Genomic DNA, 24,148 nt, shown 5'->3' on the forward strand with positions numbered 1-24,148 from the left:
TGTTCTCTCCACGTGCAGGGTTGGTGTTGGTATTGCGGGGGGCGATCAATGCGCCTCTAAAAGAGGATCGAGCGCGCGAACGTGCTCGACCTGCCAGCCAAGCGGTACCACATCGCCAACCGCCAGCTCGGGATCGAGCTCGGCAATCGGCTGTTTCACGAAGAAGTCGGTCTTGCCGCAGACTTCCAGGCGCACCCGGACGTGGTCGCCCAGATAGATGAATTCCGCCACCCTCCCTGAGAAGCGGTTGACGCAGGACTCGCTCGAACCATTGAGGCTCACGCGTTCCGGGCGAATCGACAGGGTGACGGGCTCGCCGGTCTGGCCGACGTTGACCGCCAGGGCTTCAACTTTTTCACCACGGCCCAGTTCAACGATGCAGCGGTCGCCGGTGTGGCTGTGCAGGCGGCCGTTGAGGCGGTTGTTCTCGCCGATGAAATTGGCGACGAAAGTGTTTTTCGGTTCTTCGTAGAGCGTGCGCGGCGGCGCGATCTGCTGGATTTCGCCCTGATGGAACACCGCCACACGATCGGACATGGTCAGGGCTTCACCCTGGTCGTGGGTCACGTAGACCACGGTCACGCCGAGACGCTGGTGCAGGTGTTTGATTTCCATCTGCATGTGTTCGCGCAGCTGTTTATCCAGCGCGCCGAGGGGTTCATCCATCAGCACCAGTTGCGGTTCGAACACCAGGGCACGGGCCAGGGCCACACGTTGTTGCTGGCCACCGGAGAGTTGCGCCGGGTAACGCTGGGCGAACGCATCGAGCTGGACCATGCTCAGGACTTTCTTGACCTTGTCGCTGACGTCGCTCTTGTTCAAGCCGCGCACGGTCAGCGGGAACGCCAGATTCTCGGCCACGGTCATGTGTGGGAACAACGCGTAGTTCTGGAACACCATGCCGATGTCGCGCTTGTGCGGCGGCACGTTGTTGATGGAACGCCCGGCCAGCAGGATCTCCCCGGCGGTCGGGGTTTCGAAACCGGCGAGCATCATCAGGCTGGTGGTCTTGCCGGAGCCGGACGGCCCGAGCAAGGTGAGGAATTCGCCTTTGCGAATGTCCAGGTTGAGGTCTTTGACGATCAGGTTCTCGCCGTCGTAGCTTTTCTGCACTCCACGAAAGCTGACCAGAATGTCATTGGCCCCTGCACTTGAATCGACCTGGCTCATACCCACACCTTTGTTATTGATGACTGCTTGTGGACTAAGCCTAGTGGACGCTGGGGACCGCGCAAATCGGGGCGCAGGAGAGAATCGCCTCAGCGGGATGGAAGGTTGGGGGTAGGGATTGCCCTACAAGGATGGCGCGTTTGGGCAAACGCAGCGGCAGGCGGTCAGCTGCAAGCAGCAAGAACAGGCAAAAGCAGGTTTACGGGGTGTCGCAAATGGACATGCCACCGAGATCCCCGTGGGCGCGGGCTTGCTCGCGAAAGCGGTGTGTCAGGCAATATTGATACGACTGACACGCCCCCTTGTAGGAGCGAGGCTTGCCCGCGAAGCTTTTAGCGTCAGTGAGGACGCCTTCGCGGGCAAGCCTTGCTCCTAAAGGGTTCGTGGCGGGGTTTTAAAGGAGTTTATGTTCCATCGCGTACTTCACCAGTTCCGCCAGGGAGGTGATGTTGAGTTTCTGCATCAGCCGCGCCTTGTGGGTGCTGATGGTTTTGCTGCTCAGGGCCAGTTGCTGAGCGATGTCGTTGACGTTGGCGCCTTGGGCCAGGCGTTCGAACACCGAGAATTCGCGTTCCGACAATAACGAGTGCAACGGCCGGGAGTCGGTCAGACCGACCTCGAAGACCATGCGGTCGGCCAGGTCCGGGTCAATGTAACGCCCGCCCGCCGCGACTTTGCGGATCGCGGTCAGCAGCAGCGCCGGATCGCTGTCCTTGGTCGCATAACCAGCGGCGCCGACCTTCAACGCCCGGGCGGCCATTTGCGCTTCGTCGTGCATCGACAGCACCAGGATCGCCGGCGGATTGTTCAGCGCGCGGATCCGTGGAATCGCCTCCAGGCCATTGACCCCGGGCATGGAGATGTCCAGCAACACCACTTCGCAGGGCACGTGACGCAGGGTTTCGAGCAACTGCTCGCCGTTGCTCGCCTCCCCCACCACCAGCAAATCCTTGGCCAGGCCGATCAATTGCTTGATGCCTTCACGGACGATGGTGTGGTCTTCGGCTACCAGTACACGGATCACTAGCCTCTCCTCATTAAATGCGATCTTTCAGCGATCCAAAGGCACCCGCACACTTAGCGTCGTGCCCTCCCCCGGCTCACTTTCAAGCGACAACTGCCCGCCCATGATCAACACCCGCTCGCGCATACCCACGACACCAAAGGATGTTGACCGGCCAGTAGCGGGAACAAATCCTACGCCATCATCGCTGACGGTCAGGCACAACTCGTCGCCTTCCAGCGCCAATGTCAGTTCGACAGTATGCGCCTGGGCATGGCGCATGACATTGGTCAGCGCTTCCTGAAGGATGCGGAACAGGCCAATCGCCTTGGCATCACTGAGCAGCGGCAGGTTCTCCGGCACCTGCACCAGGCACGGGATCTGCGTACGCGCCTCGAAACGCCGGGCCTGCCACTCAATAGCCGAGGCGATCCCGGCATCGAGAATCGGAGGCCGCAGCGCCGTGGCCACATCCCGCACCAGTTGGAATAACTGAGCAATCAACCGCTTCATGCTGTTCAAGCGTTCCTGCAACCCAGGATCGAGCTGGGCGTACGCCAATTCACACATGGAGGTTTCAAGTTTCAACACGGTCAGCATCTGCCCCAGCTCATCGTGCACTTCCCGGGCAATGCGGGCCTTTTCCTCTTCCCGCACGCTTTCCAGGTGCGCCGACAACTCCCGCAGTTGCGCCCGGGAGCTGGCCAGTTCCAGTTCGATGCGCTTGCTTTCGCTGATGTCCCAGACGATCCCGTCCCACACATACGCGCCATCTTCCAGCCGCCGGGTGATGGCCTTGATCTCGGCCCAGCGCTGCTCGCCCGAACGCGTGAGGATTCGGCCCTGCCACGACCAGTCGCTGTCGGTATCCAGCGCATGATCCTGGGTCTGGTGATAACTGGCCTTGTCGTCCGGGTGCACCAGGCTGCGCAGACCTTTGTCCCGGTGGGCCAGGGTCGCCGGCGAATAACCAACCAGGCTCTCGCTGCCTTCACTGATGTAGGCAAAGTCGATCTGCCCGGTCACCGGCGCCCGCTCCAGGCGAAAGACCAATCCCGGCACGTTGGCTGCGATCCCTTGCAACCGCGCCTCGCTTTCCTGCAACGCGGCCAGGGCACGACGGCGTTCGGTGACGTCATTCAGGTACACCACCAAATATTCGCCATCGCGAAACCGCAGGAAGCTCAACGAAACATCCGCCGGCAAAACGCTGCCGTCGGCGCGAACGCAATTGGTTTCGAAACTTTGCGGCCCTTCTTCGCTGGCGCGGGCGCGTTTCCACAGGTTGAGCCAGCGGTCCATGTGCAGGCCGGGCTCGAAGTCGATCAACGGCCGGTCAATGATCCCGCCAGATGGATAGCCGAGCATGGCTTCGGCAGCGCGGTTGGCGTAACGCACATGGCTGTCCCAGTTGACCCAGAGGATGCCGACGGTGCTTTGATCGATGGAAAACTGGGTCAGGCGCAGGGCTTCCTCACTGGCCTGGCGCAGGGCGATGTCTTGCCGCGCCGCCAGCAGCCGTTGCTCCAGGCTGTGTTGCTGGCGCCGCTGCCAGAACACGATGGCCATGCTGCTCAGCAGCAACACCGCCAACAACAGGCACAGGTTCTGCCAGAATCCCGGCGACTCGGACAGCCGCGGGTATTTGGGTTGCAGCCATTGGTTGTGCAGTTGTTCCAGGTCCTTGGCCGGGATCGCCCGCAACGCGCTTTCGACGATGCCGGCCAGCTCCGGCCAGTCCCGGCGCGTGGCCACCCGCAGCAGTTGCGGCAGGCCGATATCACCGACCACCACCAGTCCGGCGAATTCAGGTTCGGCGGACAAACGCCCCAACTGTGCTTCATCAACCACCGCGTAACCGGCCTGCTGACTCAACAGCAACTGCAACGCCTGACGCTCGATCGGCACGCCTTGCAGGTTCAGGTGGGGAAAGTTACTGCGCAGGTAATCGGCGGTGACGCTGGGCATGCGTACGGCGACGCGGGTCTGGCTGTCGAGTTTTTCCAGCTCCACCACACCGGCGCCCTTCTGGTCGCTGACCACCAGTTGCGGCACGCGCATGTACGGGTCGGAAAATTGCCAGAGCTTGAGCCCGCCGGGAGTTTGGGTCAGCCCCGGGGCGATATCGACTTCGCCCTCGCGCACGGCTTGTTCCAGCTGTTCGACGTCGGGGAAGTTGCGCCAGCTCAACTCGATCTTGAGCGACTTGGCCAACCACTTCATCAACTCGACATTGACCCCGGACAAGCGCTGCAAGCGTCGATCGTATTGCGCATACGGCGCCTGCAACACCAGACCGACACGCAGTTCGCCATGCTCGGCCAGCCACTGCTGCTGGGCCGTCGACAACTGTGCAACGTGCGCAGGAGGCGCGGGCGCCGCCCAACTCATCAAGGGAAACCACAAACAGCCGATAACCCACAGACAGCGAAAATGCTTCATTGAAGTCTCACACACTGACAAATACTGACCAACCCATTAGGCTGCCGGAATAACTTCTGGCCTGGAATATCCGATGCCCCCTGTCTACCGCCTGGCACTGCCAGCATTGTGCCTGTCGCTGATCCTGCCTTGCGCCTTCTCCGTCGAGGCCGCCGACCCGGCTCCCGCCACGGAAAAACCTGCCGACGCAAAACCGGCCGAGCGCCAGCCGCTGCTTGAGCGTAGTCAGGAAGAAGCGACCGCACTTGAGCGCACCGTGCCGGCCCAGGAACAGCAACAACTCCAGGCCGGGGCCGATACGTTTCTCGCTTTGTGGAAGCCGGCCAACACCCCCGAACCCAAAGGCGCGGTGATTATCATCCCTGGCGCCGGCGAGACCGTTGACTGGCCGCAAGCAATCAGCCCTTTGCGCAACAAACTGCCAGACGCCGAGTGGAGCAGCCTGAGTATCACCTTGCCGGACCTGCAAAGCGATGCCATTGCGCCACGTGTCGCCGAAGTCCCGCCGACGATCAAAGCCCCTGAGACGGGCAGCAAAGACTCGACCACCGCGACGCCCATCGAGCAAGCGGCCAGCGGTGAAGCGGACGTCGCTGATAAAGCGGTCGTGGAAACCACCGAAGAACAGTCCAAAGCCGACGCCGAGCGCATCTTCGCCCGCATCGACGCCGCCATCGCCTTTGCCGAACAGCAAAGTGCGCGCCGCATCGTGGTGCTGGGGCATGGCACCGGCGCTTATTGGGCCGCGCGCTACCTCAGCGAGAAGCAGCCTTCGCAAGTGGAGAAATTCGTGATGGTCGCGGCGCAGACGCCGGCGGCCAGTAAACCGGAACTGGTAGAACTGACGCCAACCCTCAAGCTGCCGACTGCCGATCTCTTCTATATGGACAGGCCACTGGATCGCAATGCAGCACTCGCGCGCCTGCAAGCCAGTAAACGCCTGAAAACGTCTGCCTTCAGCCAGGTGTCGCTCAAGGCGTTGCCGGGCAATACCAAGGCTGAGCAGGAGCAATTGTTTCGCCGGGTGCGCGGGTGGTTGAATCCGCAGCCGGTGGCGGAGCCATAGACCGCGTCGCCCCCGTTCGCGGGCAAGCCTCGCGCCTACAAAGGGTATGTCGTTCCCATTTCCGGCGTACGACACAAACCCTGTAGAAGCGAGGCTTGCCCGCGAAGGCGACCTCACTGACAACACAACTATGTGCTGCTAGCGAAAATCCCGCCGCGCCTTGATCAACGTATAGGCGTTATGCAATTCCCGCGTCTTGTCCGTCGCCTCGCGCACCTGCAACGCCGTCGCCCCCGAACCGGCGATCTTGTCCGGATGATGACGACTGAGCAGGCGCCGATAGGCCCGTTTGATCTGTTCCGGCTCGCTGGTCGCCGATACCCCCAACAGCCGCATGGCGTCCTGATACGTCACGGCGCTGCTGACTTGCGGGCGTTTCTGTGGTTCATAGTCGTGCGCCAACGCCAGCACCTGCTGCGGCGTCCAGCCCAACCATTTACCCCATTGCGCCAGCAGTTCACGCTCACTGCTGCCCGCGCGACCATCGGCCCAGACCATCCGCCAACACGCGCGCAGCACGCCTTCGGCCGCATGGGGCTGGGCACTCAAGCGTCGCAGATAGCCACGCAACCGGTCGTGCCCGTTTTTGCCGCGATTGAACGCGGCAATCGCACGCCGCTGCGCCGACTCGGTCATGTCCAGCGAACGCATCTCCTGACGCGCCTGCTGAATATGACCATCCACCACCCGTCCATCACACTTGGCCAACCGGCCCAGCAACACGAACAACAGTTCATCGTTGCGAAGCGCCGGCCGACCGCCGAGTTTTTCCCGCAAATGCGCCCAGCTCTGCAAGTGCAAGCGCCGGTCCAGCGCCTGTCCCAACAAGGCGCCGAGCATGGCCCCCGGAATGCTGGCTATGGCAAAGCCCGCTCCGGCTCCGATCAGAGTCCCTGGCCACAACATGTCAGCGGCTCGCTTCTATCAGGGATTCGGCTTCGGCCAGGCGTTCGTATGTGCCGACATCTACCCAATGCCCAGACAGTCGCTCACCGGAGACTTGCCCCGCAGCCATGGCTTGGCGAAACAGCGGTGCGAGCTTGAATGCGCCGGCCGAGCAGCCTTCGAACAGCTTCGGGTGCAGCACCGCGATGCCGCTGTAGGTCAGGGTCTCGGCATCCGGTTGCCCGTCTCGTACCTGGCCATCGACCAGAACGAAATCCCCGGCCGGGTGATGGGCCGGGTTGTCCGCCAGTACCAGATGAGCCAACCCGGCAATGGGTTGGCGTAGCGCGCTGAAGTCGTAATCGGTCCAGATGTCGCCGTTGACCACCACAAACGCTTCGTCACCCAGCAACGGCAAGGCACGGAAAATCCCGCCACCGGTTTCCAGCGGTTCGCCTTCGGGCGAGTACTGGATGCCGACGCCGTAACGGGAACCGTCGCCCAGGTAGTCTTCGATCTGCTGACCGAGCCAGGCGTGGTTGATCACGATCTCGGTAAATCCGGCAGCTGCCAGGGCGTGCAGATGATATTCGATCAACGGCACGCCGCCGGCACGCACCAGCGGTTTGGGGGTGGTCAGGGTCAGCGGGCGCATGCGTTCGCCTTTGCCCGCCGCCAGAATCATTGCCTTCATGCCGGGGCTCCAGCACGCAGGCTGGCCAGCAGCACATCCAGCTCCGCCAGTTCGGGACGACGGGCGATCACCGCGTCTATATAAGCAAAGAAGCGTGGCACGTCAGCGAGGTAGCGCGGCTTGCCGTCGCGGTGGCAGATGCGCGCGAAGATGCCGATCACTTTCAGATGACGCTGCACGCCCATCAGGTCGCTGGCACGGTGGAACTCTTCGAAGTCAGGCTGCACCGGAATGCCCAGCGCTCCCGCCTGTTGCCAGTAATCCTGCAACCAGGCGTACACCCGCTCTTCAGGCCAACTGAGGAACGCATCCTTGAACAGGCACGTCACGTCGTAGGTCACCGGGCCGTAAACCGCGTCCTGGAAATCCAGCACACCGGGATTCGGCTCGCTGAGCATCAGGTTGCGCGGCATGTAGTCGCGGTGCACCAACACGGTCGGCTGGGCCAGGGCGCTGTCGATCAACAGATCGCTGGCCTGTTGCCAGAGCGTTTGCTGGGCGGCGTCAAACTCGATGCCCAGTTCGTGCTTGACGTACCACTCGGGGAACAGTTCCAGCTCGCGACGCAGCAGGGCCACGTCGTAACTTGGCAGCGGCGCCACCATCGGCAATTGCTGAAAAGCCAGCAACGCCTGCAGGGCATCCTTGAACAAATCGTCGGCATTTTCGCTGTCGATCACGTCCAGATACGTCTTGCTGCCCAGGTCATTGAGCAAAAGAAATCCGCGCTCGAGGTCCTCGGCATAAATTTTCGGCACATTTATTCCGGATTTCGCCAGCAGAAAAGCCATATCCACGAAGGGTTTGCAGTTTTCCTGGGGCGGCGGGGCGTCCATCACGATGAAACTTTTGCCCTCGCCTTCCCAGCGGAAATAGCGCCGAAAACTTGCGTCGCTACTGGCCGCGGTCAACGTGGCCGGGGGCACGACGCCCCAGCCTTGCTCGGCAAAGAGGGTCGCCAACTGTTCGTCGAGCCAAACTTTCAGGTGTTGCAAGCGTACATCTTGGTCAGGCATTACAAGGGTCTCCGACGGCGCTAGCCGTCAAGCGGGTCATGCTTTATTATCCAGCATCTTTTTCAGACCATCGAGAGGCGTGCGGCCCACCACCGCGGGCAGATGGCACGCAGGAAGCCCGGACTAATAAGATGGCATTGAAATCCCCCGCGTTTCGTAAAAAATTTCCGTTGTTGGTTACCGGCAGTCTGCTGGCCCTGCAACCCCTAGCCACTTCCTACGTGGTCGCCGCGGAACAGTATGACTGCTCAGTCTCTGCTTCGGGTGCCTGGGACTGTGCGCCCAAGTCGCCGGCAGCTGCCTTGCCGCCGCGACCCGTCCATGACGGCAGCGCAACAGCCACCGCGAACGGCGAAGCTCCAGCCCAGAACGGCTCCAGCGAAGACACCGGCGCCAAGCCTGTACTCGTTACCGAGTCCAAGGGCCGTGGCCTGAAGTCCCGTAGCGCAGACTACAGTCACCTCGACTGGGTTCCGCGCGAGAAGCTCACTGCTGCGCAGTTGGCCGAAACCGGTCCTTACTGCTCTGGTTCCTATATCGAACCGATTCGTCCTGGCATGAATGACAAGACGAATAAAAGTGACGCTCCGACCTTTATCGGCGCGAAAGCTTCGCGCTATAACACCGAAGATCAGGTCGGCACGCTGGCCGGTGACGTGGTATTGCGTCAGGGCAGCATGCAGGCCGAGGCCGATGAGGCCAGTCTGTACCAGGCCGAGAGCCGTGGTGAACTGAGCGGTAACGTCCGCATTCGCGACAATGGCGCACTGCTCGTGGGCGACCACGCAGACGTGCAGCTTGACACCGGTGAAGCCAAGGTCGACAACGCCGAATACGTGATGCACAAGTCCCGTATCCGCGGTAACGCGCTGTACGCCAAACGTGCCGAGAACGCGATCATCCGCCTCAAGGATGGTACGTACACCACGTGCGAACCGAACAGCAACGCCTGGCAGCTCAAGGGCAACAACATCACCTTGAACCCGGCCACCGGCTTCGGTACCGCGACGAACGTGACGCTGCGGGTCAAGGACATTCCGGTCCTGTACACGCCGTACATCTACTTCCCGATCGACGACCGTCGCCAATCCGGTTTCCTGCCGCCGACCATCGGCACCGGCAGCGATACCGGCTTCATGCTGGTCACCCCGTACTACTTCAACCTGGCACCGAACTACGACGCCACGTTGTACCCGCGCTACATGAGCAAGCGCGGCATGTTGGTGGAAGGCGAGTTCCGTTACCTGACCAAGTCCAGCGAAGGTCAGTTCGGCGCCGCGTACCTCAACGACGACGATACCGAACGCAGCAAGCAGACCGATTACGAAAAAAACCGCTACATGTACAACTGGCAGCACAAGGGTGGCCTCGATTCGCGCGTACTCACGCAAGTCGACTACACCAAGATCAGCGATCCGTACTACTTCCAGGATCTGCAGACTGACCAGATTGGTGTGAAAAGCGCGGATTACGTTAATCAACAGGCTTCCGTAACGTACCGTGGCGATAGCTATACCGCAGCGGTAAATGCCCAGGCTTATCAGCTGGCGACTGTCTCGAACATCACGCCGTACAACCGCTTGCCGCAGATCACCTTCAATGGTGCGCTGCCTTATCACCCGAACGGCCTGGCCTTCAACTACGAGACTGAGCTTGTTCGGTTCGATCGTGATTTGGAGAATGGCAACTTCGTAAACGAAGATGGCACTGTCGAGCCGCGTCTTGATAACAACGTACAAGGCTTGGCCCGTGCAACTGGCGACCGTTTGAATCTCAAACCGGGCGTCAGCCTGCCGATGAACTGGAGCTATGGTTTCCTGAAGCCATCGCTCAAGTATCAGTACACCCAATATCAGCTGGATCTGGATGGCACCGGCAAAGATCAAATCGTTGCTCAACAGAACGCAGCCGCAGCTGCTGGCACCGATTACGTCGGCGGAAAATTCGGTAGCAATCAGAACCGTGGCGTTCCAATCGCCAGCATTGACAGCGGCTTGTACTTCGACCGCAATACCCAGTGGTTCGGCAAGAATTACCGCCAGACCCTGGAACCGCGCCTGTTCTACCTCTATGTACCTGAGGAAGACCAGAAAGATATTCCGGTATTCGACACCAGCGAATACACCTTCAACTACGCGTCTCTGTTCCGCGACAACCGCTTCTCCGGCTCCGACCGCGTCGGTGACGAGAACAAGCTGTCGCTGGGCGTGACCAACCGCTGGATCGAAGACGACGGTTTCGAACGTCAACGCATCAGTGTCGGCCAGGCCCTGTACTTCAAGGACCGCGAAGTCCAGTTGCCAGGTATCGATGCAAAAACCCGCGACGATGCGCATTCCAACGTTTCTCCATACGCCCTGGAATACGAATATCGCTGGAACCGCGATTGGCGCACCACCGCCGATTACAACTGGGACCCGGACAGCCGCAGCCCTCGCTCGGGCAGCGCGATGTTCCACTACCAGCCTGAAGACAACCCGAACAAGGTCATCAACGCCGGTTATCGCTATCGCAATGACCAGGTCCGTTACGACCAGAACACCGGTAAATGGTCCGTGGGCGGCGGTGACTATGGCACCCCTGGCACTCCTGGCTACGTGAAGGACTACTACAAGATTCAACAGCACGACTTCTCGGTGATCTGGCCGATCGTGCCGCAATGGAACGCCATCAGCCGCTGGCAGTATGACTACAACCGCAACCGTACCCTGGAAGCCTTCGGTGGTTTCGAGTACGACAACTGCTGCTGGAAACTGCGCCTGATCAACCGTTACTGGGTCAGCTATGACGAATTCAGTCAGAACGCCCCGGAAAACGAAAAAGGCGACCATGGCGTCTTCCTCCAAATTGTTCTGAAGGGACTCGGCGGCCTCACTGGCGCCAAGGTAGAGAGCTTCCTCGACAAAGGCATCCAAGGTTATCGTGAACGTGAAGACCAAGCTTTCTGATTGTCTGCGCCCGCTAGTGCTGGGCGCGTTGTTCCTGGGTACCGCGGCTAACGCCGCGGTACAGTCCATCGATAAAGTGGTGGCCATCGTCGACAACGACGTGGTCATGCAGAGCCAACTGGACCAGCGGGTCCACGAAGTTCAGCAAACCATCGCCAAACGCGGTACTGCCGTGCCGCCGGCCAGCGTGCTGGATCAGCAGGTACTGGAACGCCTGATCGTCGAAAACCTGCAATTGCAGATCGGCGAACGTTCCGGCATCCGTATTACCGATGAAGAACTGAACCAGGCCGTCGGCACCATTGCACAGCGCAATAACATGTCGATCGATCAATTCCGTGCCGCACTGGCCCACGACGGTCTGTCTTATGACGACGCCCGTGACCAGATCCGTCGCGAAATGATCATCAGCCGTGTGCGCCAACGCCGTGTGGCCGAGCGCATCCAGGTGTCCGAACAGGAAGTGAAGAACTTCCTGGCATCTGACCTGGGCAAAATGCAGCTGTCCGAAGAATTCCGTCTGGCCAACATCCTGATTCCTACGCCGGAAAGCGCCAACTCCGACGCGATCCAGGCTGCGGCCAAACAAGCGGACGCGGTGTACCAGCAACTCAAGCAAGGCGCTGACTTCGGTCAGTTGGCAATCGCCAAATCCGCCAGCGAAACCGCGCTGGAAGGCGGCGACATGGGCTTCCGCAAAGCGGCTCAATTGCCACCTCCGTTCGATCGCATGCTGAGCACCATGGCTGTCGGCGACATCACTCAGCCAATGCGCACCCCGGGCGGCTTCATCATCCTGAAGATCCTCGACAAGCGTGGCGGCGCGACTCAGGTGCGTGACGAAGTGCACGTGCGTCATATCCTGGTCAAACCTAGCCCGATCCGCGATGAAGCAAAAACCAAAGCGTTGGCCGAGTCGCTCTACACCCGTATCGAAGCGGGCGAAGATTTCGGCGAACTGGCGAAAAGCTTCTCGGAAGATCCGGGTTCTGCCCTCAACGGTGGCGACCTGAACTGGATCGACCCGAACTCGTTGGTGCCCGAATTCCGCGAAGTGATGGCCAAGACCCCGCAAGGTCAGCTGTCCAAGCCATTCCAGACCCAATACGGCTGGCACGTTCTGGAAGTCCTTGGCCGTCGCGCCACCGACAGCACCACCCAGGCCCGTGAGCAGCAAGCGATGACTGTACTGCGTAACCGCAAATACGACGAAGAGCTGCAAACCTGGCTGCGTCAGATCCGTGACGAAGCGTATGTAGAGATCAAACTCCCTGGTGCAGACCAGGCAGCGCAGTGAAACCGAAGCGTTTCGCGCTGACACCCGGCGAGCCGGCCGGCATAGGTCCCGACCTGTGCCTGCTGCTCGCCTCGCAAGCCCAGCCACATCCCCTGATTGCCATTACCAGCCGCGACCTGCTCATCGAGCGGGCCGCGCAACTGGGCGTGGTCGTCGACCTGCTGCCGGTCACCCCGGATCACTGGCCGGACGCTCCTGCACCAGCCAACAGCCTGTATGTCTGGGATACGCCGCTCAGTGCACCGGTTACCGCCGGGCAACTGGACAAGGCCAACGCGGCGTTCGTCCTGGAAACCCTGACCCGTGCGGGCCAAGGCTGCATGGACGGGCATTTCGCCGGGATGATCACCGCGCCAGTGCACAAGGGCGTGATCAATGAATCCGGAATCGCTTTTTCCGGGCACACGGAATTCCTCGCCGACCTGACCCATACCGCCCAAGTGGTGATGATGCTCGCGACGCGCGGATTGCGCGTGGCACTGGTCACCACTCACCTGCCCCTGCGCGAGATTGCCGATGCAATCACCCCGGAGCGCCTGGAGCGGGTCACACGAATCCTGTACGCCGACCTGCAAGAAAAATTCGGCATTGCCCAGCCTCGTATCCTGGTCTGTGGGCTCAACCCCCACGCCGGTGAAGGCGGACACCTGGGCCATGAAGAAATCGACATCATCGAACCTACATTAGAGCGCCTGCGCGGCGAGGGCATGGACCTTCGCGGTCCCCTGCCCGCCGACACTCTGTTTACCCCCAAATATCTGGAGCACTGCGACGCGGTGCTGGCGATGTACCACGACCAGGGCCTGCCGGTGCTGAAGTACAAAGGCTTCGGCGCGGCAGTCAACGTGACCCTCGGCTTGCCGATCATCCGCACATCGGTGGACCACGGAACTGCCCTGGACTTGGCCGGTAGCGGCAACATCGACACCGGCAGCCTGCAAGTCGCCCTGGAAACCGCCTACCAGATGGCCGAGACCCGTTTATGACCGAGCATTACCAACACAAGGCGCGCAAACGCTTTGGCCAGAACTTCCTGCACGATGCCGGCGTTATCGACCGCATCCTGCGCGCCATCCGCGCCAAACCCGAAGACCGCCTGCTGGAAATCGGCCCGGGCCAGGGTGCACTGACCCAGGGCCTGCTCAACAGCGGCGCGCAACTGGACGTGGTGGAGCTGGACAAGGACCTGATCCCGATCCTCAACCAGCAATTTGCCGACAAGAGCAACTTCAACCTGCACCAGGGCGATGCGCTGAAATTCGACTTCAATAGCCTGAATGCCGCGCCGAACAGCCTGCGAGTGGTCGGCAACCTGCCGTACAACATCTCCACACCGCTGATTTTCCACCTGCTGAACAACGCCGGCATCATTCGCGACATGCACTTCATGCTGCAAAAAGAAGTGGTCGAGCGTCTGGCGGCAGGTCCTGGCGGTGGCGACTGGGGTCGCCTGTCGATCATGGTTCAGTACCATTGCCGGGTCGAACACCTGTTCAACGTCGGCCCGGGCGCGTTCAACCCGCCGCCGAAAGTCGATTCGGCCATCGTGCGCCTGGTGCCCCACGACGTGCTGCCGCACCCGGCCAAGGATCACAAGCTGCTGGAGCGCGTCGTTCGCGAAGCCTTCAACCAGCGCCGCAAAACCCTGCGCAATACCCTCAAGTTGCTGCTGAGCAACGACGAGATCGAAGCCGCCGGCGTCGATGGCAGCCTGCGTCCCGAGCAACTTGACCTGGCCGCCTTCGTGCGCCTGGCCGACAAGCTCAGCGAACAAGTCCTGCAGGCTCCCGTTGCCAACTGACAGGCGATGAGCGTTATCGGGTAGGACGCCAGACGCGATGTCTGGTTTACTACCCGATACTTGGCCTAGACTGAATCCCATCAGCTACGCCCCGCGTCCCGCTCCGTTTTTAAGGCCTCTTGCATGTCCGATCCTCGTTATCAGGTCGACGTCAGCGTCGTCACCCGCTATCTGGCAGAACAATCGCAACCCGAGCACAACCGCTTTGCCTTCGCCTACACCATCACCGTGCACAACAATGGCGAGCTACCGGCCAAACTGTTGTCGCGGCACTGGGTGATCACCGACGGTGACGGGCATGTGGAAGAGGTTCGCGGTGCGGGCGTCGTGGGTTTGCAGCCGCTGATCCAGGCCGGCGAAAACCACACCTACAGCAGCGGCACAGTGATGACCACCAAGGTCGGCACCATGCAAGGCACGTATCAGATGATTGCCGACGACGGTAAACACTTCGACGCCGTGATCTCGCCTTTCCGCCTGGCGGTGCCCGGAGCCCTGCACTGATGGCAACGTACGCCGTCGGCGACCTGCAAGGCTGCCTCGAACCGCTGCAATGCCTGCTCAAGCAAGTAGCCTTCGACCCTGCCCGGGACACACTGTGGCTGGTGGGCGACCTGGTCAACCGTGGCCCGCAGTCCCTGGAAACCTTGCGCTTCCTCTATAGCCTGCGCGAATCGCTGGTGTGCGTGCTTGGCAACCACGACCTGCACTTGCTGGCCGCCGGGCACAACATCGAACGCCTGAAGAAAAACGACACCCTGCGCGAGATCCTCGAAGCGCCGGATCGCGCGGAACTGCTGGAGTGGCTGCGTCAGCAAAAACTCATGCACTACGACGAACAGCGCGACATCGCCCTGGTTCATGCCGGCATACCACCCCAGTGGTCGCTGCGCAAAGCCTTGAAGTACGCCGGCGAAGTCGAAGCCGCCCTGCGCGACGACAACCTGCTCCCGCCTTATCTGGATGGCATGTACGGCAATGAGCCGGCCAAATGGAACAGCGACCTCACTGGCGTGGAACGCTTGCGGGTGATCACCAACTATTTCACCCGCATGCGCTTCTGCACCAGCGAGGGCAAGCTTGACCTCAAGGGCAAGGAAGGCGCCGACACCGCGCCACCGGGTTACGCCCCGTGGTTCAAGTACAAGGAGCGCAAGACCAAGGGCCTGAAGATCATCTTCGGTCATTGGGCGGCCCTTGAAGGCAAATGCGACGAGCCCGGCGTCTTCGCCCTCGACACCGGTTGCGTCTGGGGCGGCGCCATGACCCTGATGAACGTCGACACCCTCGAGCGCCTGAGCTGCAAATGCGACGAACAGGGCCACAGCAAGCCGTCAGTCGCCCCACCTATTCCCGATCAAACGTCAGCCAGCGCCCAGCGCTAGACTGCGCTTTCAGCCGAGCCACAGGAGCCCGCCATGAGCGAATTCAAACGTATCCCCCCAGAACAGGCCCAGGCCCTGCGCGAACAAGGCGCAGTGGTGGTCGATGTCCGTGATCCGCAAACTTATGCCGCGCTGCACATCGCCGGCTCGAAGCATCTGGACAACGTTTCCATCTCGGATTTCATCCGCGCCGCCGACCTCGATGCGCCGACCGTGGTGGTCTGCTATCACGGCAATTCCAGCCAGAGCGCCGCCGCCTACCTGATCAGCCAGGGCTTCTCCGACGTCTACAGCATGGATGGCGGTTTTGAGCTGTGGCGCACGACTTATCCCTCGGAAACGGCGCAAGGCACTTCCGAATAATTTTTTTGTAACGTGCAAGCCCCGGCCCCCGTGGGCTCGCGCGGTGGCAGACGAACGGTCTGCCACAACTAATTACGTATCTCGCCTTTACCTCCCGAATAAGCAACTATCCTTAAGCGCAGGCCATCCAAAACAGGGGAGAGCCGGTACACCGGCGCGCGGGTCATCGGGAGTAGCTTTCGGGGGAGTCCGCTCCGAAAGAGTTCTGGGGGGTAAACAGCGACTGCATATCCAGTGGCTGCCAGCATCGACTGAATGATCCGGCGTCGGCTCCACGTATCGAGCGAGGTGACGTCATGAGTATCTTTAGCCACTTCCAACAACGCTTCGAGTCCACACGCCAGGAAGAACTCTCGCTGCAAGAGTACCTGGAGCTCTGCAAGAAGGACCGCAGCGCCTACGTTTCCGCCGCCGAGCGCCTGCTGCTGGCCATCGGTGAACCGGAGCTGCTCGACACCTCGGCCAACTCGAGACTGTCGCGAATCTTCTCCAACAAGGTGATCCGCCGCTATCCGGCCTTTGAAGACTTCCACGGGATGGAAGAATGCATCGACCAGATCGTGTCGTATTTCCGCCATGCCGCCCAGGGCCTTGAGGAGAAGAAACAAATCCTCTACCTGCTCGGCCCCGTCGGTGGCGGTAAATCGTCCCTGGCCGAAAAGCTCAAACAGCTGATCGAGAAAGTGCCCTTCTACGCGATCAAGGGCTCTCCGGTATTCGAATCGCCCCTGGGTCTGTTCAACGCCACTGAAGATGGCGCGATCCTCGAGGAAGACTTCGGCATTCCACGGCGCTACGTGAATACCATCATGTCGCCCTGGGCGACCAAACGCCTGGCCGAATTCGGCGGCGACATCAGCCAGTTCCGGGTGGTGAAACTCTATCCGTCGATCCTCAACCAGATCGCCGTGGCCAAGACCGAGCCTGGGGATGAGAACAACCAGGACATCTCGGCGCTGGTGGGCAAGGTCGATATCCGCAAACTGGAAGAATTCCCGCAAAACGACGCCGACGCTTACAGCTACTCGGGCGCGCTGTGCCGGGCCAACCAGGGCCTGATGGAATTCGTCGAAATGTTCAAGGCGCCGATCAAGGTGCTGCACCCATTGCTGACGGCCACCCAGGAAGGTAACTACAACAGTACCGAAGGCCTGGGCGCGATTCCGTTCACCGGGATCCTGCTGGCTCACTCTAACGAATCGGAGTGGCACACCTTCCGCAACAACAAGAACAACGAAGCCTTCATCGACCGAATCTACATCGTCAAAGTGCCGTACTGCCTGCGGGTCAGCGACGAAGTGAAGATCTACGACAAGCTGCTGTTCAACAGTTCGCTGGCCAAGGCCCATTGCGCCCCCGACACCCTGAAAATGCTCGCCCAGTTCACCGTGCTCTCGCGCCTCAAGGAGCCGGAAAACTCGAACATCTACTCCAAGATGCGCGTGTATGACGGCGAGAACCTCAAGGACACCGACCCGAAAGCCAAGTCGATCCAGGAATACCGCGACAACGCCGGTGTAGATGAAGGCATGAACGGCCTGTCGACCCGGTTCGCGTTCAAGATCCTGTCGAAAGTCTTCAACTTCGACCCGCACGAAATCGCCGCCAACCCGGTGCACCTGCTCTACGTGCTGGAACAACAGATCGAACAGGAACAATTCCAGGCCGAAACCCGCGAACGCTATCTGCGCTTCCTCAAGGAATACCTGGCGCCGCGTTATATCGAATTCATCGGCAAGGAGATCCAGACCGCGTACCTCGAGTCTTACAGCGAGTACGGGCAGAACATCTTCGATCGCTACGTGCTGTACGCCGACTTCTGGATCCAGGACCAGGAATACCGCGACCCGGAAACCGGCGAAATCCTCAACCGCGTGGCACTGAACGAAGAACTGGAGAAAATCGAAAAACCGGCCGGCATCAGCAATCCGAAGGATTTCCGCAACGAAATCGTCAACTTCGTATTGCGCGCCCGGGCCAACAACAACGGCAAGAACCCAACCTGGCTCAGCTACGAAAAACTGCGGGTGGTCATCGAGAAGAAAATGTTCTCCAACACCGAGGACCTGCTGCCGGTCATCAGCTTCAATGCCAAAGCCAGCAAAGAGGACCAGCAGAAGCACAACGACTTTGTCACAAGGATGGTGGAGCGCGGCTACACCGACAAACAGGTACGGCTTCTTTCAGAATGGTACCTACGGGTCCGGAAGTCTCAGTGACGCAGCGGCAAGCTCCAAGCTGCAAGCGACAAGTGAGAAGCGCATAAGCCCTGATATCCGGGCAACTGCTTCTTCTTGCAGCTTGCAGCTCACAACTTGAAGCTGCCCGGAGGGCCCTATGAGCTATGTGATCGACCGACGTCTCAATGGCAAGAACAAGAGCACGGTGAACCGCCAGCGGTTTCTGCGGCGTTACCGTGATCACATCAAAAAGGCCGTCGAAGAGGCGGTCAGCCGGCGTTCCATTACCGATATGGAACATGGCGAACAGATCAGCATTCCCGGCCGCGACATCGACGAGCCGGTGCTTCACCACGGCCGCGGTGGCAAGCAGACCGTCGTGCACCCCGGCAACAAGGAATTCACCAGCGGCGAACACATCGCCCGGCCACCCGGCGGTGGCGGCGGCAGAGGTCCCGGCAAGGCCGGCAACTCTGGCGAAGGGATGGATGAGTTCGTCTTTCAGATCACCCAGGAGGAATTCCTCGAGTTCATGTTCGAGGACCTCGAGCTGCCGAACCTGGTCAAGCGCAACCTGACCGGCACCGACACCTTCAAGACCGTGCGCGCCGGCATCAGCAACGAGGGCAACCCGTCGCGGATCAACATCATCCGCACCCTGCGCTCGGCCCATGCCCGACGCATCGCCCTGTCCGGCAGCAGCCGTGCGCGACTGCGGGACGCCAAAGAGGAACTGGCCCGACTCAAACGGGAAGAACCGGACAACTTCGGCGATATCCAGGAAATCGAGGCGGAAATCGAGAAACTCAGCGCGCGGATTCACCGGGTGCCGTTCCTCGACACATTCGACCTCAAGTACAACTTGCTGATCAAGCAGCCCAACCCCAGCTCCAAAGCGGTGATGTTCTGCCTGATGGACGTGTCCGGCTCGATGACCCAGGCGACCAAGGACATCGCCAAGCGCTTCTTCATCCTGCTGTACCTGTTTCTCAAGCGTAACTACGACAAGATCGACGTCGTGTTCATCCGCCACCACACCAGCGCCCGGGAAGTGGACGAGGAGGAGTTCTTCTACTCGCGGGAAACCGGCGGCACCATCGTTTCCAGCGCCTTGAAACTGATGCAGGAGATCATGGCCGAGCGTTATCCGAGCAACGAGTGGAACATCTACGCCGCCCAGGCTTCCGACGGCGACAACTGGAACGACGACTCGCCGATCTGCCGTGACATCCTGATCAACCAGATCATGCCGTTTGTGCAGTACTACACTTACGTGGAGATCACCCCGCGCGAACACCAGGCCCTGTGGTTCGAATACGAACGCATCGCCGAAGCCTTCTCTGACACTTTTGCCCAGCAGCAACTGGTCTCGGCCGGGGATATCTACCCGGTCTTCCGTGAACTCTTCCAGCGCAGGTTAGTGACATGACCGCCAAAGAGCAGAAGCGCCAACCCATTTCCACCGGCTCCGAATGGACATTCGAGCTGATCCAGGCGTACGACAAGGAAATCAGTCGCCTGGCGGCCCGTTATGCCCTGGACACCTACCCCAACCAGATCGAAGTGATCACCGCCGAGCAGATGATGGACGCCTACGCGTCTGTCGGCATGCCGCTGGGCTATCACCATTGGTCCTACGGCAAGCACTTCCTCAGCACCGAAAAATCCTACACCCGTGGGCAGATGGGCCTGGCCTACGAGATCGTGATCAACTCCGACCCGTGCATCGCCTACCTGATGGAAGAAAACACCATCTGCATGCAGGCGCTGGTGGTGGCTCACGCGTGCTATGGCCACAACAGCTTCTTCAAGGGCAATTACCTGTTCCGCACCTGGACCGACGCCAGTTCGATCATTGATTACCTGGTGTTTGCCAAGCAGTACATCATGCAATGCGAAGAGCGCCACGGCATCGACGCGGTGGAAGACTTGCTCGATTCCTGCCACGCCCTGATGAACTACGGCGTTGACCGTTACAAACGTCCCTACCCGATTTCCGCCGAAGAAGAACGCCGGCGGCAGAAGGATCGCGAAGAGCATCTGCAGAAACAGATCAACGACCTGTGGCGCACCATCCCCAAAGGCGCGGACAAGTACAGCGACAAGGACAACGCACGCTTCCCCGCCGAACCTCAGGAAAACATCCTGTACTTCATCGAAAAACATGCGCCGCTGCTGGAACCGTGGCAGCGGGAAATCGTGCGGATCGTGCGCAAGATTGCCCAGTATTTCTATCCACAGCGCCAGACCCAGGTGATGAACGAAGGCTGGGCGACGTTCTGGCACTACACGCTGATGAATGACCTGTACGACGAAGGCCTGGTCACCGACGGCTTCATGATGGAATTCCTGACGTCCCACACCAGTGTGGTGATGCAGCCGGGTTTCGACAGTCCCTACTACAACGGCATCAACCCCTACGCTTTGGGCTTCGCCATGTACCGGGACATTCGGCGCATGTGTGAACACCCTACCGAGGAGGACTACCGCTGGTTCCCGGAAATCGCCGGCACCGATTGGTTGTCGAGCATCAAGTTCGCCATGAGCAGCTTCAAGGATGAGAGTTTCATCCTGCAATATTTGTCACCCCAGGTGATCCGCGACCTGAAGCTGTTCAGCATTCTCGATGACGACCAGAAGGATGATCTGCTGGTCCCGGCCATTCACGATGAACCCGGCTACCGGACCATCCGTGAAACCCTGGCCGCCCAGTACAACCTGGGCAATCGCGAGCCCAACGTGCAGATCTACAGCATCGATCGGCGTGGCGACCGCTCCCTGACCTTGCGTCACCAGCAACACGACCGCAAGCCACTGGGCGAGTCCACCGAGGAAGTGCTCAAGCACCTGCATCGGCTGTGGGGCTTCGACATTCACCTCGAAACCCTGCAAGGCGACCAAGTGATGAAAGTCCATCATGTTCCACCCAGAAGCGAGCACGCCGAAGGGGATTACGGTCGGCTCGACCTGGCTGTCATTCACCTGTGATTTTTGGTTTCTGCCTCCGGAAGTTCGACGCAACGGTTATTCTGTCGAGCTAACGGAGGTTTTTTATGCAGATCTATAAAGTTGGCGGCGCCGTACGCGATCGCCTGCTGGGCATACCGGTCACTGACGTCGACCGGGTTGTGGTCGGCGCGACCACCGAAGAAATGCTCGCCAAGGGTTTTCGCCCGGTGGGTGCGGACTTCCCGGTGTTTCTTCACCCCAAGACCGGCGAGGAATACGCCCTCGCCCGCACCGAGCGCAAAAGTGGACGTGGTTATGGCGGTTTCACTTTTCACGCCAGCCCCGAAGTCACCCTCGAAGAAGACCTGATTCGCCGCGACCTGACGATCAACGCCATGGCCGAAGATGATCAGCACAACCTGACTGATCCTTACCATGGCCAGCGCGATCTTGAAGCCCGTGTTCTGCGCCACGTTTCCCCCGCGTTCGCCGAAGATCCGCTCCGTGTCCTGCGCGTTGCCCGCTTTGCCGCGCGCTATGCCGGACTGGGTTTCACCGTGGCCCCCGAGACGCTGGAGTTGATGCGTCAACTGAGCGATTCAGGCGAACTCGAAGCCTTGACCGCAGAGCGTAGCTGGAAGGAAATCTCCCGCGCCCTGATGGAAGATCAGCCGCAGGTGTTCATCGAAGTACTGCGGGCGTGTGGCGCGCTCAAGGTGCTGATACCGGAGGTCGACGCGTTGTTCGGCGTGCCGCAGCCCGAAGCCCATCACCCGGAAATCGACACCGGCGTGCACACCTTGGGCGTGCTGGAGCAAGCGGCGCTGCACAAACAACCACTGACGGTACGCTGGGCTTGCCTGCTGCATGATTTGGGCAAAGGCCTGACCCCGAAAGAGGAATGGCCTCGGCATATCGCCCACGAGCACACGGGCCTGAAGCTGATAAAAGCGGTGAACGAACGGTTCAAGGCGCCGAAAGACTGTCAGGAACTGGCGCTGCTGGTGGGCCAATACCACACCCATGGGCATCGGGCCCTGGAGCTGAAGCCATCGACCTTGCTGGAGTTGCTGCAAAGCTTCGACGTCTACCGGCGGCCGCAGCGGTTTGAGGAATTTATTGCGGCGTGCGAGATGGATGCTCGCGGACGTAAAGGCCTGGAGCAGAGAAGTTATCCACAGGCGGATTATCTGCGCGGGGCAGCGGTTGCGGCGCGGGGCGTTGCGGTTCAGCCCTTGCTGGAGAAGGGATTCAAGGGGCCGGAGCTAGGTGAGGCGATCAAACGGGAACGGCTTAAGGCGTTGAAGGCCTACAAAGAGGCGGCGTCGGCCTGAAAAGCTTCGCGGGCAAGCCTCGCTCCTACAGGACTTGTGCAAACCCTTGTAGGAGCAAGGCTTGCCCGCGAAGGCGTCATCCGCCTCACAACAAATCTGAAGGCGTCAACGGCTGCCCACGCCACTCAAACGCCACCGGCGCCAATACCTGATCAATCTGCGCTTCGTCCCACAAGGTCGCAAAGCTTTTGCCTACACCCGGATGCACCCGATCTGGCGCAATCAGCGACAACGGCCACAGCACAAAGGCGTTTTTCAGAATTTCTGCCCGGGGCAGGATCAAGCCATCGAAGTTACCCACCAGATCGCCGAACAACAGCACGTCGATATCCAGCGGCAAACCCTTGCGGTCCGGCGCGTAACGGCCGTTGTCGGCCTCGATGAATTTCAGCCGGCGATCCAGCTCCATCAGCGGCAAGTCGGTAAAAGCCGACACCACGAAATTGAAGAACGGACCGCTCTTGATCCCCACCGGCTGGCTTTCGAACACCGCCGAGCAGCGGATATCCACCAGGAAACCCGCCAGGGCCTCCAGGCCAGCCTGCAAATGGGTTTCACGCTCGATATTGCTACCGAGCCCGAGGTACACCTGAGTCAGCGACATCCGCGCTCGATCTCCACGCCGACGCCGCCGGTGGCCGCCGGGACCGCGCCCGGCTTGGTCAGCTTGAGGCGCATCCATGTGATCTTGAATTCGCTCATCAGGACCTCAACCAAACGCTCGGCAAAGGTCTCGACCAGTTGGTATTGCGCCTGCTCGGCAAAGGCCTGGATACGCGACGAAACGCTCGCGTAGTCGAGCGCCAGGGTCAGGTCGTCACCCGCCGCTGCCGGGCGATTGTCCCAAGCGAAGCTCAGATCAAGTCGCAGGCATTGTCGGATGCCGCGCTCCCAGTCGTAGGCACCAATCACGGTGTCGACTTCCAGGCCCTCGATAAACACTCTGTCCAAGCACTTTTCTCCGCTGCACGACAAGGGCGCAATGCGCCGTTAGAATCAGGGCGTCCTCGCCCGGAATAGTTAGCATGTTTTGGTTATTGGCGACCTTCGCCTACCTGCTCGGCTCGCTGTCCTTCGCCATTTTGCTCAGCCGCCTGACCGGTAACCCCGATCCGCGAATGAGTGGCTCGGGCAATGCCGGCGCCACCAACATGTTGCGCCTGGCCGGCAAGAAACTCGCCGTCCTGACCTTGCTCGGCGATTTATGCAAAGGCTTGCTGCCGGTGCTGATCGCCGGTGTTGCAGGTCTTTCGCTGCAAGAACAGGCCTGGGTCGGCGTCTGCGCCGTAATCGGTCACCTGTTCCCACTGTACTTCCGCTTTCGCGGCGGCAAGGGTGTCGCCACCGCGGCCGGCATGTTGCTGGGCCTGTACCCGCCGGCAGCCTTGTTGGCGGTCTGTGCCTGGCTGCTGACGTTCTACCTGACCCGCACCAGCTCGCTGGCGGCGCTGATCGCCACACCGCTGACCCTGCCGCTGCTCGCCTGGCAAGAGCCGGCGGCATTGCTGCCCATGAGCGCACTCACGGCACTGATCGTCTGGCGTCATCGCGGCAATCTACGCGACCTGTTTGCCGGGCGCGAACGGCATTTTTAAATACCGCCCATGAGCGCCGC

The 24,148-nt window shown here is 60.5% G+C and carries 21 protein-coding genes; 13 read left to right on the forward strand and 8 right to left on the reverse strand.

Annotation, left to right across the window (positions count from 1 at the left end):
- Positions 1-45 precede the first annotated feature (45 nt).
- The 3 genes from ACY4LX_RS30575 to ACY4LX_RS30585 all read right to left on the reverse strand — a co-directional run bounded on the left by ACY4LX_RS30575 (position 46) and on the right by ACY4LX_RS30585 (position 4,615).
- Positions 46-1,170, reverse strand: a complete 1,125-nt coding sequence (locus tag ACY4LX_RS30575) for an ABC transporter ATP-binding protein (RefSeq protein WP_123410527.1) — start codon at positions 1,168-1,170, stop codon at positions 46-48.
- 394 nt (positions 1,171-1,564) lie between these two features.
- Positions 1,565-2,194: a response regulator gene (locus ACY4LX_RS30580; RefSeq protein ID WP_003210977.1), complete on the reverse strand. Its 630-nt coding sequence runs from the start codon at positions 2,192-2,194 to the stop codon at positions 1,565-1,567.
- A 27-nt stretch (positions 2,195-2,221) separates the two neighbouring features.
- Positions 2,222-4,615, reverse strand: a complete 2,394-nt coding sequence (locus ACY4LX_RS30585) for a PAS domain-containing sensor histidine kinase (RefSeq protein WP_463258629.1) — start codon at positions 4,613-4,615, stop codon at positions 2,222-2,224.
- A 73-nt stretch (positions 4,616-4,688) separates the two neighbouring features.
- Between ACY4LX_RS30585 and ACY4LX_RS30590 the strand changes: the two genes are divergently transcribed.
- The gene (locus ACY4LX_RS30590) at positions 4,689-5,681 is read left to right on the forward strand and encodes an alpha/beta hydrolase family protein (RefSeq protein ID WP_463258630.1); all 993 of its coding nucleotides are present in this window, start codon (positions 4,689-4,691) and stop codon (positions 5,679-5,681) included.
- A gap of 138 nt (positions 5,682-5,819) precedes the next feature.
- Here the strand turns inward: ACY4LX_RS30590 and ACY4LX_RS30595 are convergent, their stop codons facing one another.
- The 3 genes from ACY4LX_RS30595 to ACY4LX_RS30605 are packed head-to-tail and all read right to left on the reverse strand — an operon-like array spanning position 5,820 to position 8,276.
- Positions 5,820-6,587, reverse strand: a complete 768-nt coding sequence (locus ACY4LX_RS30595) for a TerB family tellurite resistance protein (protein ID WP_149659564.1) — start codon at positions 6,585-6,587, stop codon at positions 5,820-5,822.
- Between the two features lies 1 nt (position 6,588).
- On the reverse strand, positions 6,589-7,260 hold the full coding sequence (gene murU / locus ACY4LX_RS30600; protein WP_463258631.1) for an N-acetylmuramate alpha-1-phosphate uridylyltransferase MurU: 672 nt from the start codon (positions 7,258-7,260) through the stop codon (positions 6,589-6,591).
- Positions 7,257-8,276, reverse strand: coding sequence for an aminoglycoside phosphotransferase family protein (locus tag ACY4LX_RS30605; RefSeq protein WP_463258632.1), 1,020 nt, complete (start codon positions 8,274-8,276; stop codon positions 7,257-7,259). The genes murU and ACY4LX_RS30605 overlap by 4 nt, the downstream gene beginning before the upstream one ends.
- Positions 8,277-8,407: 131 nt before the next feature.
- On the opposite strand from ACY4LX_RS30605, the gene ACY4LX_RS30610 reads away from it, so the two are divergent.
- From ACY4LX_RS30610 to ACY4LX_RS30660, 11 genes are all read left to right on the forward strand, one after another.
- Positions 8,408-11,224: an LPS-assembly protein LptD gene (locus ACY4LX_RS30610; protein ID WP_463258633.1), complete on the forward strand. Its 2,817-nt coding sequence runs from the start codon at positions 8,408-8,410 to the stop codon at positions 11,222-11,224.
- Complete coding sequence (gene surA / locus ACY4LX_RS30615) at positions 11,199-12,521, forward strand: peptidylprolyl isomerase SurA (protein ID WP_178129144.1); 1,323 nt, start codon at positions 11,199-11,201, stop codon at positions 12,519-12,521. Before ACY4LX_RS30610 ends, surA begins: the two co-directional genes overlap by 26 nt.
- Positions 12,518-13,507 (forward strand): 4-hydroxythreonine-4-phosphate dehydrogenase PdxA, encoded by a 990-nt coding sequence (pdxA, locus tag ACY4LX_RS30620; RefSeq protein ID WP_463258634.1) that lies wholly within the window; start codon positions 12,518-12,520, stop codon positions 13,505-13,507. The genes surA and pdxA overlap by 4 nt, the downstream gene beginning before the upstream one ends.
- A complete protein-coding gene (gene rsmA / locus ACY4LX_RS30625) occupies positions 13,504-14,322 on the forward strand; it encodes a 16S rRNA (adenine(1518)-N(6)/adenine(1519)-N(6))-dimethyltransferase RsmA (RefSeq protein ID WP_463258635.1) in 819 nt (272 codons plus the stop codon). Before pdxA ends, rsmA begins: the two co-directional genes overlap by 4 nt.
- Before the next feature lie 123 nt (positions 14,323-14,445).
- Positions 14,446-14,826: a Co2+/Mg2+ efflux protein ApaG gene (gene apaG, locus ACY4LX_RS30630; RefSeq protein ID WP_149659571.1), complete on the forward strand. Its 381-nt coding sequence runs from the start codon at positions 14,446-14,448 to the stop codon at positions 14,824-14,826.
- Positions 14,826-15,707 carry a symmetrical bis(5'-nucleosyl)-tetraphosphatase gene (locus tag ACY4LX_RS30635; protein ID WP_463258636.1) on the forward strand — a complete coding sequence of 294 codons (882 nt, stop codon included), beginning with the start codon at positions 14,826-14,828 and terminating at the stop codon, positions 15,705-15,707. Before apaG ends, ACY4LX_RS30635 begins: the two co-directional genes overlap by 1 nt.
- A gap of 33 nt (positions 15,708-15,740) precedes the next feature.
- The gene (gene glpE, locus ACY4LX_RS30640; RefSeq protein WP_149659573.1) at positions 15,741-16,070 is read left to right on the forward strand and encodes a thiosulfate sulfurtransferase GlpE; all 330 of its coding nucleotides are present in this window, start codon (positions 15,741-15,743) and stop codon (positions 16,068-16,070) included.
- A 296-nt stretch (positions 16,071-16,366) separates the two neighbouring features.
- Positions 16,367-18,289, forward strand: a complete 1,923-nt coding sequence (locus tag ACY4LX_RS30645; protein ID WP_054044143.1) for a PrkA family serine protein kinase — start codon at positions 16,367-16,369, stop codon at positions 18,287-18,289.
- Between the two features lie 118 nt (positions 18,290-18,407).
- Complete coding sequence (locus tag ACY4LX_RS30650; RefSeq protein WP_054616829.1) at positions 18,408-19,679, forward strand: YeaH/YhbH family protein; 1,272 nt, start codon at positions 18,408-18,410, stop codon at positions 19,677-19,679.
- Complete coding sequence (locus ACY4LX_RS30655) at positions 19,676-21,238, forward strand: SpoVR family protein (protein WP_133835752.1); 1,563 nt, start codon at positions 19,676-19,678, stop codon at positions 21,236-21,238. The genes ACY4LX_RS30650 and ACY4LX_RS30655 overlap by 4 nt, the downstream gene beginning before the upstream one ends.
- Before the next feature lie 65 nt (positions 21,239-21,303).
- Complete coding sequence (locus tag ACY4LX_RS30660) at positions 21,304-22,533, forward strand: multifunctional CCA addition/repair protein (protein WP_463258637.1); 1,230 nt, start codon at positions 21,304-21,306, stop codon at positions 22,531-22,533.
- An 85-nt stretch (positions 22,534-22,618) separates the two neighbouring features.
- Here the strand turns inward: ACY4LX_RS30660 and folK are convergent, their stop codons facing one another.
- On the reverse strand, positions 22,619-23,137 hold the full coding sequence (gene folK, locus ACY4LX_RS30665; protein ID WP_463258638.1) for a 2-amino-4-hydroxy-6-hydroxymethyldihydropteridine diphosphokinase: 519 nt from the start codon (positions 23,135-23,137) through the stop codon (positions 22,619-22,621).
- The gene (gene folB, locus ACY4LX_RS30670; RefSeq protein ID WP_015097071.1) at positions 23,128-23,484 is read right to left on the reverse strand and encodes a dihydroneopterin aldolase; all 357 of its coding nucleotides are present in this window, start codon (positions 23,482-23,484) and stop codon (positions 23,128-23,130) included. The genes folK and folB overlap by 10 nt, the downstream gene beginning before the upstream one ends.
- Before the next feature lie 74 nt (positions 23,485-23,558).
- Here folB and plsY point away from each other — a divergent pair, with 74 nt between their 5' ends.
- Positions 23,559-24,128 (forward strand): glycerol-3-phosphate 1-O-acyltransferase PlsY, encoded by a 570-nt coding sequence (gene plsY / locus ACY4LX_RS30675; RefSeq protein ID WP_149659577.1) that lies wholly within the window; start codon positions 23,559-23,561, stop codon positions 24,126-24,128.
- Positions 24,129-24,148 lie beyond the last annotated feature (20 nt).

The organism is Pseudomonas sp. Emmai, assembly GCF_055179735.1.